At 42.3% G+C, this 12,911-nt stretch carries 13 protein-coding genes and 1 pseudogene; 7 read left to right on the forward strand and 7 right to left on the reverse strand.

Annotated features, from left to right (window positions below; all coding sequences use genetic code 11):
* Positions 1-163: 163 nt before the first annotated feature.
* The 3 genes from EI164_RS10415 to EI164_RS10425 form a co-directional block, all read right to left on the reverse strand.
* Complete coding sequence (locus tag EI164_RS10415) at positions 164-1,213, reverse strand: bifunctional nicotinamide-nucleotide adenylyltransferase/Nudix hydroxylase (protein ID WP_192519897.1); 1,050 nt, start codon at positions 1,211-1,213, stop codon at positions 164-166.
* A 157-nt stretch (positions 1,214-1,370) separates the two neighbouring features.
* A complete protein-coding gene (locus tag EI164_RS10420; RefSeq protein WP_192519898.1) occupies positions 1,371-2,327 on the reverse strand; it encodes an alpha/beta fold hydrolase in 957 nt (318 codons plus the stop codon).
* Positions 2,328-2,618: 291 nt separating this feature from the next.
* On the reverse strand, positions 2,619-2,966 hold the full coding sequence (locus EI164_RS10425; protein ID WP_192519899.1) for a carboxymuconolactone decarboxylase family protein: 348 nt from the start codon (positions 2,964-2,966) through the stop codon (positions 2,619-2,621).
* Positions 2,967-3,793: 827 nt separating this feature from the next.
* Between EI164_RS10425 and nfuA the strand changes: the two genes are divergently transcribed.
* Both nfuA and EI164_RS10435 read left to right on the forward strand, forming a co-directional pair.
* A complete protein-coding gene (gene nfuA / locus EI164_RS10430; protein WP_192519900.1) occupies positions 3,794-4,465 on the forward strand; it encodes a Fe-S biogenesis protein NfuA in 672 nt (223 codons plus the stop codon).
* A gap of 306 nt (positions 4,466-4,771) precedes the next feature.
* Positions 4,772-6,070: an O-acetylhomoserine aminocarboxypropyltransferase/cysteine synthase family protein gene (locus EI164_RS10435; protein WP_192519901.1), complete on the forward strand. Its 1,299-nt coding sequence runs from the start codon at positions 4,772-4,774 to the stop codon at positions 6,068-6,070.
* A 123-nt stretch (positions 6,071-6,193) separates the two neighbouring features.
* Here the strand turns inward: EI164_RS10435 and EI164_RS10440 are convergent, their stop codons facing one another.
* Together EI164_RS10440 and rsmI are read right to left on the reverse strand one after the other, a co-directional pair.
* A complete protein-coding gene (locus EI164_RS10440; protein WP_192519902.1) occupies positions 6,194-7,213 on the reverse strand; it encodes an adenosine kinase in 1,020 nt (339 codons plus the stop codon).
* A gap of 63 nt (positions 7,214-7,276) precedes the next feature.
* On the reverse strand, positions 7,277-8,188 hold the full coding sequence (gene rsmI / locus EI164_RS10445; RefSeq protein WP_192519903.1) for a 16S rRNA (cytidine(1402)-2'-O)-methyltransferase: 912 nt from the start codon (positions 8,186-8,188) through the stop codon (positions 7,277-7,279).
* 134 nt (positions 8,189-8,322) lie between these two features.
* Here rsmI and EI164_RS10450 point away from each other — a divergent pair, with 134 nt between their 5' ends.
* Both EI164_RS10450 and EI164_RS10455 read left to right on the forward strand, forming a co-directional pair.
* A complete protein-coding gene (locus EI164_RS10450; protein ID WP_192519904.1) occupies positions 8,323-8,820 on the forward strand; it encodes a YraN family protein in 498 nt (165 codons plus the stop codon).
* Positions 8,821-9,012: 192 nt separating this feature from the next.
* Positions 9,013-9,897, forward strand: a complete 885-nt coding sequence (locus EI164_RS10455) for a BON domain-containing protein (protein WP_192519905.1) — start codon at positions 9,013-9,015, stop codon at positions 9,895-9,897.
* 25 nt (positions 9,898-9,922) lie between these two features.
* On the opposite strand, the gene EI164_RS17320 is transcribed toward EI164_RS10455, so the two are convergent.
* On the reverse strand, positions 9,923-10,057 hold the full coding sequence (locus EI164_RS17320) for a hypothetical protein (protein ID WP_263972664.1): 135 nt from the start codon (positions 10,055-10,057) through the stop codon (positions 9,923-9,925).
* A 264-nt stretch (positions 10,058-10,321) separates the two neighbouring features.
* Between EI164_RS17320 and EI164_RS10460 the strand changes: the two genes are divergently transcribed.
* The 3 genes from EI164_RS10460 (at position 10,322) to EI164_RS10470 (ending at position 12,799) form a co-directional block, all read left to right on the forward strand.
* Positions 10,322-11,326 carry an alpha/beta hydrolase gene (locus EI164_RS10460; protein ID WP_192519906.1) on the forward strand — a complete coding sequence of 335 codons (1,005 nt, stop codon included), beginning with the start codon at positions 10,322-10,324 and terminating at the stop codon, positions 11,324-11,326.
* 340 nt (positions 11,327-11,666) lie between these two features.
* A complete protein-coding gene (locus EI164_RS10465; protein WP_192519907.1) occupies positions 11,667-12,134 on the forward strand; it encodes a hypothetical protein in 468 nt (155 codons plus the stop codon).
* Positions 12,135-12,547: 413 nt separating this feature from the next.
* Positions 12,548-12,799, forward strand: a complete 252-nt coding sequence (locus EI164_RS10470) for a BolA family protein (RefSeq protein ID WP_318779540.1) — start codon at positions 12,548-12,550, stop codon at positions 12,797-12,799.
* Positions 12,800-12,822: 23 nt separating this feature from the next.
* Here EI164_RS10470 and EI164_RS10475 read toward each other — a convergent pair.
* Positions 12,823-12,911 (reverse strand): annotated as a pseudogene (locus EI164_RS10475) (IS5/IS1182 family transposase); the annotation flags it as partial.

A 12,911-nucleotide genomic window follows, 5' to 3' on the forward strand; every position in this document is an offset into this window, starting at 1 on the left:
CGTCTATGGGCATCTCACAACTCCATTGTATTCTTGGTCGAAAACAATAGATTAGTGAGGTGCTCTTCTTTTTTCAATCACTTTCGAAGTTGAGAGTGGGGTATAGACTATCCTTGGGTAAGATATATCAAATAATGTACTAATTGGTCAGTGATATGTAACGCTACAACCCGACCATTTTGGTGATAATCGCATAATGGTCTTCGAACATCATGGTAGCGTCTAGCTCTGCCAGCGGTAGCCAAAATGCTTTGGCAGCGTCATCACCACCTTTTACTTTTGGCAGACCTTTTGGATCGTTTTTAAGTTGAAAGTAAAACGCTTGGGTAATCGTGCGGCCACGTGCCGAGCGATATGGGTCGTCAAAAGTATGCTGACTGTGACAAGAGCCACGTAATACTGGTTCAGGAACTTTGAGACGAGTTTCTTCACGCAGTTCACGGATACAAGCGTCAAACAATGTCTCTTTTGGGTTTAAAAACCCACCCGGCAGCGCCCATAATCCACGCCCTGGCATGCTACGGCGCTCTACCAACAAGATATGACCCGACTGTACAATCAACGCATCAGCCGTCATAAAAGTCGGTGGATAGGGAGCTGATTCCCACTGCCTTTTGTACTTGTCGATGAAATCTGCTTCTTCATGTAGCTGTTGGTATTTAGCCGTCTGTTTGAAGTCATTCAATACATTACGAGTAGATTCAGGCGTGCGCTCAGGTGTCGGCGTAGCGCCCATCAAATAACTATCTCGGATAGGCGTCGCCGATAGGTTGTGATAATTGGGCACTGATACCGAATCCCAGTTAGGAAACAATGACAAGTAGTATGATGAGCTGTCTTTTGAATGACCAATCAGGCCGATATCGCTCTGCAAATCACCAGTGACAGATTTTACGCCCGCTTGCACATACTGTAGCCAGCGTGTGTCGTTGTAGAGCGCATCATCTAGACCAACGCAATGAATACGTGCTGCTTCCTCTGCTGAGTAAGCGTCTTTGATCATCGTTGCACGTTCAGCAACGCTAAATGGATTGCGCAAGCTACGAGGCAGGTTGGCTGAGCCAATGAGCATAATCACTTCATCCGAGCGTTTTAATGCTTCGTCGATGACCGCTTTGTGTCCACGATGGAACGGCTGGAAACGACCAATAAAAACCAAATAACGATAGTGCTTATTGTTTTTAGTCAAACTCTGCTCTGATGATTCACTCATGTCCGCCAACTTCCTGCTTTTTATATTTTATGGGTAAAAACAACTTAGTGACCTCAATACTGACACAGCCTATGACTTGCTGACAAGTGTAAAGATGTTTGGTGCGGTATAACCACCAATGATTGTATAACGAAACACCATAAACATAGCTAAAATGTTAATTGGAATGTTTTTTGATCCACGCCGTCACTGTCGGCCAAATCTCTGTAGCCGCATTACGGCTAACCATGATGCGGCTGTGCGTATAGTCATCTAAATCGCCATTACTGCGCGAGTACTCTCGAAAGACGTTATCAGAATTCTTAAAGTCATCAAAAAGCTGCCGACAGCCATAGGCAGGGGAAATAAATTTATCTCCTTTAGCGCTGATGGCGTAGACAGGTATTGTGATATTTGGCATCTGTTGTCGATAGTCCAAAGGCTCATCACCACCATTTGTACCACTGCTAGGCTGGTTAAACGTACTTTTTTTAATAAAACTGCTGTTAAAGTTTTGTTGTAGGTTCCAGTCGTACCACTGGCGCATCGTATAGTCGCTTTCGTCACAGGTGCCCATCTTTAATTTTTTGGCAGGGATACGGCCAAGCAGTCGCGTGAGTGTTTTGGCGGCAATAATTTTTGCATGGCTAATCGGTTTTGATGCTGCGCCATAGGCTTGGCAGGCAAACATGCTGATGCTGTTTATTTTATCGATATAGTATTGGTTCTGAATCAGAAACATAATCAAACCAATACCGCCACCGCTGTGTGTGATGCAATGCAAATTATCGAATTTTAATTCATCAAAAAAGTAACGAAAAGTGGCTTCGTAATCATAGGTGGCAACGGTTTCGAAATTGAATTTTTCTTTGGGCGTTGAGCTGCTACCATGACCGCGCCATTCCATGATGTAACAATGATGTCCAAGGCCAGCTAGATACTCAGCAATTTTGAGACAGGTTTGTTTGTCTGAAAATGTCCCGTGCGTTAGAAATATGTTTTGTGGCTTTATTACAGAGGTATTTGTGGTTAGCGTATCAGTGACTGTGTTAGCTATTTTGCTATCGACAATTTTCCAAACAGCGATTTGTTCGCCATCTTTGGTGGTCACTAGGTTTAGCGTTTGTGTCATCATAAACGAGCTCTCTTAAACTCAAGATATTACAATCAGTATACGCATGAAGTTATTCCTCAGTTATACCACATAGTCAAATCCATATAAATCCGCTACATCGTCATCCTCGCTAACTATACCAATGTATAGCTTGCATTCAGTTTCCTTGTATCAACATTATTTGAACTCAGCTATAGTTATCAAAAATTATAGGTACAAAAAAACTGTCAATCATAACGATTGACAGTTAGGTTTTATCTTCAACGCTTATGAAGCTCATTTAAATAACGGTTGGTTGAGCTGGAGGCAGACTTAGTCTTTGTTACTAAATTCCTCAAACGATGCGACCGCTTCAGCAGCATACATCATAGAAGGGCCGCCGCCCATGGCCACACATACACCAAGTGTTTCAGCCACTTCTTCCTCAGTTGCTCCAAGTCGCACTAATGCTTTGGTATGAAACCCAATACAAGCATCGCAGCGTGCGCCAACTGCCAAGGCTAGTGCAATAAGCTCCTTAGTTTTTTTATCTAATACGCCGTCAGCCGTTGCTGCAGCACTCAGTTGAGAAAATGCCTTAGTTGTTTCAGGAATGCTTTTGTGTAGTTTCATCATATTGCTAGAAACATGTTTAGTAATATCGTTAAAGGATTTACTCATGGAATGCTCCTTATCAAGTGTTTTGGGCTAGGGCGTGTCCTCAATTCAATCGATAGTTATCTAATGAATCGAAAATGGCAAATCTTGTCAAACGGCATCAAATAGCTTATGAATATCTCGATATTATCCGAGCTGTTACCCTTGTTTGACGGCAATTTATCTTGTTTTTATCGCCATTTTTAACATGAAGACACACCCTAGTAATTTCTCATAATAGAAATCATTTAATATATCTTATTATAATATATAAAATTAAATATTAATTCAAGATCGTTTTTTGATCATCGTATGTCATTAATCATATTGTGGTACTTAAAATGAAAAAATTGGGGATAAAGAATCGCCGTGAATATAAACATGTTGGCAAAACTCGCCTTAGATGCAGTGAGCCAAAGATGAATCATAAAGATGAGCCATATAGGTTTGTTATAACTTGATAATTACATCAGCTGTCTTTATATAAAAGAGAATGTATCAGTCATTATGTTTGCTATATTCAAGCTTTTTATTTGTACGTAGTAGAGGTAGCTTTGAAAAAATGGATTCACGCCTGCCATTGAAAAAACCGATAGCAGTCATTTGTCGCTACTATGGTTTAATTCATAGTAGCACGGTCGGAATTGTCGCCTGAGTACGGTATAATACTTAATATAAACGTATCACTATTTTTGACAACGGCGTGCGGCATTATAGAAAGCTAGCTGTGATGATTGATACTCCATATAATTTATACAAGTTACCTATTATATAAGCTACCTAAATTTAACATTCACGACACAGCAGCCAAGACAGATATAGCGCTTGTGTCATAACGGATAGGACGTATTATGAGTGAGAATGAGCAAGTAGCACCATCAGCAGACTATGAATCAGCGTTAGATACCGATCAGGCTGAAGCAAAAAGTAATATTACCATTACCGAATCAGCCCAAGGCTACTTGGCAGATTTGTTGTCTAAACAGGATACAGATGGTATCGGTGTGCGTATTTTCGTTGAGCATCCTGGTACACCGCGTGCAGAGTGCTGCATGGCTTATAACCAGCCAGGCGAAGAAGACAGCGCTGATTTATGTTTTACCTATGAAAGCTTTTCTGCATTTATCGAAGCGGCGTCAGTACCTTATCTAGAAGATGCGGTTATTGATTATAATAAAGACCGTTTCGGTGGTCAGCTGACTTTCCGTGCCCCAAATTCTAAAGTGCCAAAAGTAGGCGCTGATGCTAGTGTGGAAGAGCGCATCAACTATGTATTACAGTCAGAGATTAACCCTGGCTTGGCCGCGCATGGTGGTGATGTACAACTGCTTGAGCTGATTGAGGAAGAAGGCATTGGCTTGACTGCAGTATTAAAATTCGGCGGTGGTTGCCAAGGGTGCTCAGCCGTTGACATGACATTGCGTCAGGGTGTTGAAGTGCAGCTGAAACAGCAAATTCCAGAATTAACGCAAGTGGTTGATGATACTGACCATACTCGTACTGAAAACGCTTATTATAAATAAAAGCAAGCCAGATTAGTGTACGAGGACACTGACGAGCTTTATTGTTAATGAGCTTTTATGGTTGTGTCATAAGTGACTGTACAATAAGTTTCTGAACAATACATGCATGTACGATAAATGCCTATACGATAAGTGATTGGTTGTTTTTTTTAGAAAGAAGTTGAGTTATGATTAACTCAGCTTTTTTTATGCCTCTCATTTAGCAATGAGCATTGAGCGATAAGTATTTAGCAATGGATATTTTGACATAGACTTTTTAATTATAAAGTATTTACTTAATCATAAACGAATATGTAGGAGAATAGTATGAGTGACGGACAACCAACCGATACCCCACGTCTTGAAACCTTGGCAATTCATGCCGGTTATAGTGTTGAGCCTACGACCAAAGCAGTTGCAGTACCTATCTATCATACTAGCTCGTACGCTTTTGATAATACTCAGCATGGTGCGGATTTATTTGATCTAAAAGTCGCGGGCAATATCTATACTCGTATCATGAACCCGACCAATGCTGTATTAGAAGAGCGCGTCGCAGCACTGGAAGGCGGCATCGGTGCGCTTGCTGTGGCATCTGGTATGGCCGCCATTACTTATGCGATTCAAACCATCTGTGAAGCGGGTGATAATATCGTGGCGGTATCGACCCTATATGGTGGTACTTATAATTTATTTGCTCATGCGTTGCCGCGTCAAGGTATCGAAGTACGCTTCTTCGACCATAAAGATCCTGAAGCGATCCGTGATTTAATCGATGATAAGACTAAAATGGTCTTTGCTGAGAGTATTGGTAATCCACTGGGTAATATTGTCGATATTCAGGCGTTAAGTGACATTGCGCACGAATATGGTGTGCCAGTCGTGATTGATAGTACGGTTGCGACGCCTGCGCTATGTCGTCCGTTTGAGTTTGGTGCGGATATTGTCATTCATTCATTGACCAAGTATATGAGTGGTACAGGTACTTCGATTGGTGGCGCGATTGTCGATAGTGGCAAATTTCCTTGGGGCGACCATCCTGAGCGCTTCCCATTATTGAACACGCCAGATCAAAGCTATCATGGCGTAAACTTTGTTAAGGATGTGGGTGCAGCAGCGTTTATCGCTCGTGCTCGTGTGGCACCGCTACGCAATACTGGCGCAGCGCTTAGCCCGCTAAATGCGTTTGGTATTTTGCAGGGTATGGAGACATTGAGTTTACGTATGGAGCGCCATGTGCAGAACGCGAAAGCAGTTGCTGAATACCTACGAGATCATGAGAAAGTGGCTTGGGTGAAATATGCAGGATTGCCTGATCATCCTGAGCATGCGCTTGCTAAGAAGTATATGAAGGGTACTCCTTCTGCTATCTTAACCTTTGGTGTTAAAGGCGGGCTAGAAGCTGGCGCTCGCTTTATCGATGCACTGCAGTTGATTACGCGTTTGGTTAATATTGGTGATGCCAAATCGTTGGCTTGTCACCCAGCGACCACGACCCATCGCCAGTTGAATGAGCAAGAACTTGCCAATGCTGGCGTGAGTACTGATATGGTACGACTGTCGATTGGTATCGAACATATCGAAGATATCAAAGCAGATTTAGAGCAAGCTTTGGCTTTAGCTTAGGGCGTGTCCTCAACTCAATTGATAGTCATTTAAATAGAGTAAATAAAAAGCCCATATCGAATTCGATATGGGCTTTTTCGTAAAATAAATGCTAGGCCATCTCATCAGTTATTGGTTTAATCACTAAGCAGATAGTACACGCTGCGCAATATCTTTATAATCTTGTGAGACGAGGCGCGGTCCAAACTGTTGTATCACTTGTGCTGCCACTGCTCCAGCAAGTCGTCCGCATTCTGGCAAGCTATAATGCTGTGATAAGGCATATAAAAATGCACCTGAGTAGTTATCACCTGCGCCATTGGTATCGATGACATTGGCGACAGCAGGCGTGGCGACTTCATAGATTTCAATCTCTGATTTGTCATCGGGCTTATGAGCGATAGTTGCCCCATTAGGGCCATCAGTCACAACCGCTGTGTGACAATAGTCAAGCAGGGCACGTGTTGCCGCTTTAATTTGTTTCTTTTCCGTAAACAACTTAGCTTCCTCACTATTACAAAATATCACCGCAACTTTGTTACCCAGCATATTGAGCAAGCCGTCTTTGGCAAACTGGACTACTGCAGGATCAGCAAAGCTTACTGCAATCTTTGTATTATGAATACCGGCTTGTTGACGTAACCGGGTCATTGCTGGTTGGATGCTCTCAGACATGGCTAAATAGCCTTCTATATATAGCCAATCTGCTTGTGTCAGTGCCTCAAACTCAACATTATCAGCAGTGATGTCGCTTGAGGTGCCGAGATAGGTCTGCATGGTACGTTCGCCATCTTCAGTGACCGCGACCACACAGGAGCCAGTCACGCCGCCAGCATGAATAGATTTTTCTGAAGTTGTTACGCCAGCTTCTAGCAAGTCCTTTAGGTAAAAACTGCCTTGGTGGTCATCACCAACACGGCAAGCATAAAAAGGCTTGCCACCTAGGCTAGCGAAAGTATACATCGCATTAGCTGCTGAGCCGCCACCAGCTTGCTTTGATGGGTCAATATTAGCAAGTTTGAAGTATGCAAGTAGTTGTTGTTGCTCTTCGATACCAGCCAGTGTCATATGACCTTTAGTCAGATCCGTCTCTTCTAGTGCTGCGTCAGACAGCACATATTCGTGATCAACTAACGCATTACCTATCGCCATTACATCGTACATTGCTTACTTCTCCTAAATTGATTTATAAACGCATATTTTTTAAATAAGGATGTCTCTAGATATTTATTCCGATTGCAGTTCAAGTAGTCGTTGATACAGCGCATTCTTTTTTACACCGGTAATATCAGCGGCTAATGTGGCTGCCTTTTTGACGGATAAATCCTCCAACAGACGCTGTAATAATTTATCGTGAACACTGATGTCATCGGCATCTTGTGTGACGTCTACACCAGCGACGACTACGACTATCTCACCGCGCTGTTGATTGTCATCTGCTTTGACAAACTCAACCAAATCGCCAAGTGTACTCTTGCGTACTGTCTCAAATGTTTTGGTCAATTCACGGCAAAACGCGACCTCGCGATCTGCCCCAAATATCGCTGCCATATCTTCTAAGCTGGCAAGAATACGATGCGGTGCTTCATAAAATATTAGCGTTTCGGTACGTGAGTTTAAAGCAGCCAGATGTTTTTGGCGACCATGTGTTTTTGCAGGTAAAAAACCAATAAAACTAAAGCGGTCTGAGGGCAGTCCTGCGACTGACAGAGCCGCAATAGCAGCGGATACGCCAACGATAGGTGATACGGTAACACCAGCAGCATGTGCTGCTTGTACCAACTGATAACCTGGGTCACTGACTAGTGGCGTGCCAGCATCGCTGATCAAAGCAACCGAGTGACCTTGTTCAATCATCTCAATGATTTTCGGTGTTTGAATGGCGCTATTGTGCTCATGATAGGCCCACAGTTTATTGTGACCTTTTTGCTTTTCGGTGGTATCCGTATCGTCTGCAGTACTGCCTTTGGTATCAATACCGAAATGTGACAATAGCTTGCCTGAGGTGCGGGTATCTTCGCAGGCGATGATTGCGACCTGCTTTAAGACATCAATTGCATGCGGCGTCATGTCGCTGAGATTACCAATTGGCGTGGCAACGATGTATAGACAAGCTGGCATCGCGGTAGGGGTAGACATGAAAACCTCGGGTCATTAAAAAGAATAAGGCACAGTTCCCATATAGTCATCGTCTATTTATTTTTCAGTTAAATAGTGAGCGTTTAAATATCTATCGATGATATCGCTAGGCGTGCGAAAGTGGTTAGTTTAGCATGATGTGCTATGATAATTCTGCAATGTTAACCAGAGAAATCGACATCATGGTGCAGCATAAACCTCTGACTCTTATTTCACCAAAACAACGTCAAGGCGTCCAGTTTGAACAGCATGCGTGTGAGTTTTTACAGGCGCAAGGATTAAGACTGATTGCACAGAATTGGCAACAGCCAAAAGTAGGTGAGCTAGATTTAGTCATGATGGAAACAGGGCGGGCATGGTCAACGCTGGTATTCATCGAAGTACGGCAACGTAAACAGTCAGGATTTGGTGATGCCGCGCTGAGTGTGACGGCGAGCAAACAACGTAAAGTGATTAAAGCTGCTCGCTACTTCTTGCAACAGCATCCTGAGTTTAGTGACTATGAATGTCGGTTCGATGTCATCGCCTATAATACGGTTGATAAAAACACACAGAAAAGCGGTATAAAAAGCGACATGACAGACAATCAACCGGACTGGCTACAAGGGGCGTTTATTGCCAGTGCGTGGTAATCGTTTATAGATTTTTTATTTTTTGGGATCACATAATGCTTGGTATCAAGCTTGCGTTACCAAAAACCTAACTTCCTTCAGCAAAAATTAAGTAAAGTAGCTAAGCTTATAACAGCTAGATTTACAACAGCTAAAACAATACCATTAGCTAACCTTCTATCATCGTCACAATTATGTTTTAAGAGGTAACTCATGACACGGATGCATTTGCGCACTGCTATTTTTGGTTCATCACGCCGTATTACCATTGGCACGATGCTAATGGCTAGTATCATCACCACTGGCTGTACTACTAACTATTTGACCAATAGTACAGAGGGTACCTATGGTGTACCGATGACAGAGCGTACTATTCCGCAACGCCTGCTGGATCGGAGTATCGAGCATACCGCCAAAATAAACGTTTATGGATTACAAGAAGACCTGCAACAAACCAGCCGCATGAGCATTGATAGCTTTAATAGTGAAGTGTTGCTGACAGGTGAAGTGCCTACTGAAGCCATCAAAACAGAGATAGAAAAAGTCGTCAGTTCTATGCCTGATGTGCGTCGCGTTTATAACGAGTTAAACGTGAGTGCCTCAAAAGGTTACAGCTCCACCGTGCAGGACGGTTATATCACCTCAAAACTGCTGGCGAAAGTGGTCGCTAGTAACGGTGTTAGTACTTCACAGATTAAAGCGGTGAGCGATAACGGCGTGGTTTATATCATGGGACGCATGACACCGACTCAACAGAGTAATCTCATTGATATTGCCAACACGACGGTTGGTGTGACAGAGTTGGTATTATTGACAACAGTCGTCGATGATAGTGGCGTACAGATAAGCGAAGACGATATTATGTCTGATAGCACTTTGGCAGATACAGCTTCAGCACCAGCCGTAAAAGGAGTTGCTGCTGCTAACCCAAGTCCAGTCAGCTCTAATTCAACTAGTTCTAACTCAGTGAGCTCTAATGAGTCCGCTGCCAGTTATTCAACCAGCACCGAGGCAACACCCGTTATAGTCACAGAAGAAGGCACAACAGGTGAGCAGCCATCATCAAGCCCTTACATTGATCTGTATAAAAATCAGTAGTAAAGCGAAAGCCGATAAGCAGTCATCATAGTTGAGCCACTGCAAAACCAATACTGGGTGCATTTTTCTTAGTTTTTGTTTGCTGTACCTCTATTTGCTTAGCCTCTGTCTGCACAGGCACAGCAAGCGAGGAAAATGTATGCCAGTATCGCAAAGTCATATTTGTATCTCGTTTATTTAGGACTGACGATACTTAACTTATAAACCAGATAGATCCAGATAAAGAAGTAATGGCTGTTAAGTGATTGATGTCAATGACAAGAACACTAAACAGCACTAACAGGAAAAACACGATAAATCCTGAGTTAGTCAGTAAAATATAGGCAATCAGCAAACGAGTAGCCAGTAAGATCACAAGCAGTACTTGTAAAGTAGGTTATCGTCATGCTCATAATTGTTTATAAATATAATAGGGATACTGGCAATGAAGGATTTGGCTAAAGGTTCACGACAAAGCATCACAAGCAATGATATAAGAAGCAATGACATAGAAAATAATGTTCATAAGCAAAACAAACAAGCTTCAACATTCACAAGCCTAGGTCTGACAGCAGTACTGGCCATAGGTGGCATCGCATTAGCCACACAGAGTGCACAAGCAGTATCACCGCTAACTGTCGTCAATGGCATTACCTCAAGTGGCGGCGTGGGCGTTAGTAAAGATATTCTCTATGGCGATGAGCCTTTACAAGACTTGGATATTTATTATCCCAAACCTCTAGCCCAAGCAATGAAAGCACAAAACGTGATTGAAGATACATATCCTATGGTTGTTTTTGTCTACGGTGGTTCGTGGGAAAACGGTACCAAAGAGCAATATGCTTTTGTTGGTAAGAGCCTAGCGCGAGCAGGCTACGTGACCGCAGTGATTAACTATCGGAAGGCACCCGAACATCCATATCCTGACTATGTAGAAGACACGGCAAAAGCAATTGCATGGAGCCATGACAACGCTAAGACATTACATGCAGATTCTAAGCGTATGGCTGTCATGGGACAATCATCGGGCGCATTTAACGTAGTAGCAGCTGTGTCTAACGAGGATTTTTTAGCACCTTATGGTATCAAGCCAAGTGATATTAAAGCGGTAGTTGGTATCGCGGGTCCTTATAGCTATGACTTTAGGCAGTTTGATAGCGCCACGGCTTTTCCTGCCGATGCGACTCCTGATCAAGTCATGCCCGACAGACAGTTAAAAGGCGAGCAGCCGCCTTATCTATTATTGACTGCTGAAAATGATAAGATTGTCTACGACGTAAATACGATTAATATGACAAAAGCGCTAAAAGATTATGGCGCAAGGGTAGAGGTCAGTGAGATAGAAGGTGCCAGTCATGCGACCAGTATCGGTGCGATGGCACCACCACTGCGTTGGTTGAATGATGTGCGCTCACAAGTGCTGACTTATCTGGATAAAGAGCTGAAATAGCTCATTCTCTGACTATAACTCTACAAAAGGTTAGTATCACTATTTACAAGTACCACTGTTTATAAGTAATATTGCTTAAGTATCAAAGAATAAATCCTCAACTGGCATAGCGCTCGTTGGGGATTTTTATTGTGTAGGGCGTGTCATCAATTAGCACATTAATACATTTAGTGGTTTTAAAACGGTTGAATTTATTAATACTATAATAAAAACCTGTCAATTCAATGCGCTATTCCCTTATGATAGAAAACAGACATTATCGAATATATAGTAAAAACGAAAAGTTCTAAGACAACGTTTAAAGCGGTGAAACACCCACTGAGCCCAAAGGACGATTATCATGACTATATTTATGCGACCACTCAAAATTGCACTACTAAGCTTAACGTTAGCAGCACCTTCATTAGCATTTGCCATCGGTGGCAATGATCCTGTTCCAGGAATTGATATTATCATTAAAAAAAATCCTGGCTCAAAACCTATTGCTAATATACCGTTAACTGATTCAGAGATGAGTCAATATAATGCGCTCAAAGAGAATGATCGTCCTGTTTATTTAAGCAAGGTTATAGTGCCAAAGTTAGAGCAGGTCAATAAAAAATACGATTATGATATTAAATGGGATGACATTATCGAAAAAGGTGTTAATCAAGATTGGTGCACACCAGAACGATGCAATATGAAGACGAGAGTCGTCATACAGCTTGAGATTCCAGAGAGCTTGAGTCAATCTGATGTTAAGTTTAGCTTGGCGAGTCAGTCAGATACCGTGATAGAAAAACGGGTGGTGTGTCAAAAAGTATGCTGATTAAAACTTGAACAATTTTTGAAGCCTTGAAAGCCCTATAGAATCAGAGAACTTAGCATAGATTTCTTATTGACTTCTATCGCCAGCATACTTTTTAGAACACCACCGAAAAACGTACCATAAGGCGAGTTACTCAAATGGAAAGACGTTAAAATTTTGGTATATCATTTAGCCTCTTTTATCGTCCAAGCAACCATTACGATGACTGTTTGGGCAGTGCTACTTATAATCAGTGCTTATAGTCGATGCGCGACAGTAGACTGAAAGCGCCTGATATTATATCCAGTCTATGTAAAATTGATGATATGTATATGTCATGTGCGCTTATACACAGACAGTGCTGTAAGATGTTCAAACTCTTGTTATAATGTTGCCATTCAAATAATACCCATTTATATAAGACAGGATATTTTATGAGCATGAACGCTGACGATTTGATTGCATTTTTACAGACTCACTTTCCAGACGCTTTTATTCAAGCAGCCAATCAAGGCAATAAGTTTGATGTGCGTGTGGTTGATGCCAGTTTTGAAGGCAAACGTGCCGTCCAACGTCAACAAGCGATTTATGCGTTAGTAAACGATAAAATTGCCAGTGGTGATATTCATGCGCTTAATATTCAAGCATTGACACCTGCTGAATGGGAAACTCAGCAAAAAGGCTAAGCTTTATAGGGTGTGTATAGAATTCAAATCAGGGGCAACCAGATAAAGACACAAGCAAGCATTACCGCCGCTGCATAGCTATCTTTGAGCTTATCATATCGCGTGGCAATGC

This window comes from Psychrobacter sp. FME13 (genome assembly GCF_014861395.1).
In the GTDB taxonomy this organism is placed as follows: Bacteria; Pseudomonadota; Gammaproteobacteria; order Pseudomonadales; family Moraxellaceae; genus Psychrobacter.

Excerpts from the sequence above, each read along its gene's own strand:
- EI164_RS10425 (WP_192519899.1), bottom strand. The coding sequence starts at position 2,966 with ATGAGTAAATCCTTTAACGATATTACTAAACATGTTTCTAGCAATATG.
- EI164_RS10455 (WP_192519905.1), top strand. The coding sequence starts at position 9,013 with ATGACACGGATGCATTTGCGCACTGCTATTTTTGGTTCATCACGCCGT.
- EI164_RS10460 (WP_192519906.1), top strand. The coding sequence starts at position 10,322 with ATGAAGGATTTGGCTAAAGGTTCACGACAAAGCATCACAAGCAATGAT.
- EI164_RS10420 (WP_192519898.1), bottom strand. The coding sequence starts at position 2,327 with ATGATGACACAAACGCTAAACCTAGTGACCACCAAAGATGGCGAACAA.
- EI164_RS10450 (WP_192519904.1), top strand. The coding sequence starts at position 8,323 with ATGATGTGCTATGATAATTCTGCAATGTTAACCAGAGAAATCGACATC.
- EI164_RS10470 (WP_318779540.1), top strand. The coding sequence starts at position 12,548 with ATGAGCATGAACGCTGACGATTTGATTGCATTTTTACAGACTCACTTT.
- EI164_RS10465 (WP_192519907.1), top strand. The coding sequence starts at position 11,667 with ATGACTATATTTATGCGACCACTCAAAATTGCACTACTAAGCTTAACG.
- rsmI (WP_192519903.1), bottom strand. The coding sequence starts at position 8,188 with ATGTCTACCCCTACCGCGATGCCAGCTTGTCTATACATCGTTGCCACG.
- EI164_RS10435 (WP_192519901.1), top strand. The coding sequence starts at position 4,772 with ATGAGTGACGGACAACCAACCGATACCCCACGTCTTGAAACCTTGGCA.
- EI164_RS10415 (WP_192519897.1), bottom strand. The coding sequence starts at position 1,213 with ATGAGTGAATCATCAGAGCAGAGTTTGACTAAAAACAATAAGCACTAT.
- nfuA (WP_192519900.1), top strand. The coding sequence starts at position 3,794 with ATGAGTGAGAATGAGCAAGTAGCACCATCAGCAGACTATGAATCAGCG.
- EI164_RS17320 (WP_263972664.1), bottom strand. The coding sequence starts at position 10,057 with ATGACTTTGCGATACTGGCATACATTTTCCTCGCTTGCTGTGCCTGTG.
- EI164_RS10440 (WP_192519902.1), bottom strand. The coding sequence starts at position 7,213 with ATGTACGATGTAATGGCGATAGGTAATGCGTTAGTTGATCACGAATAT.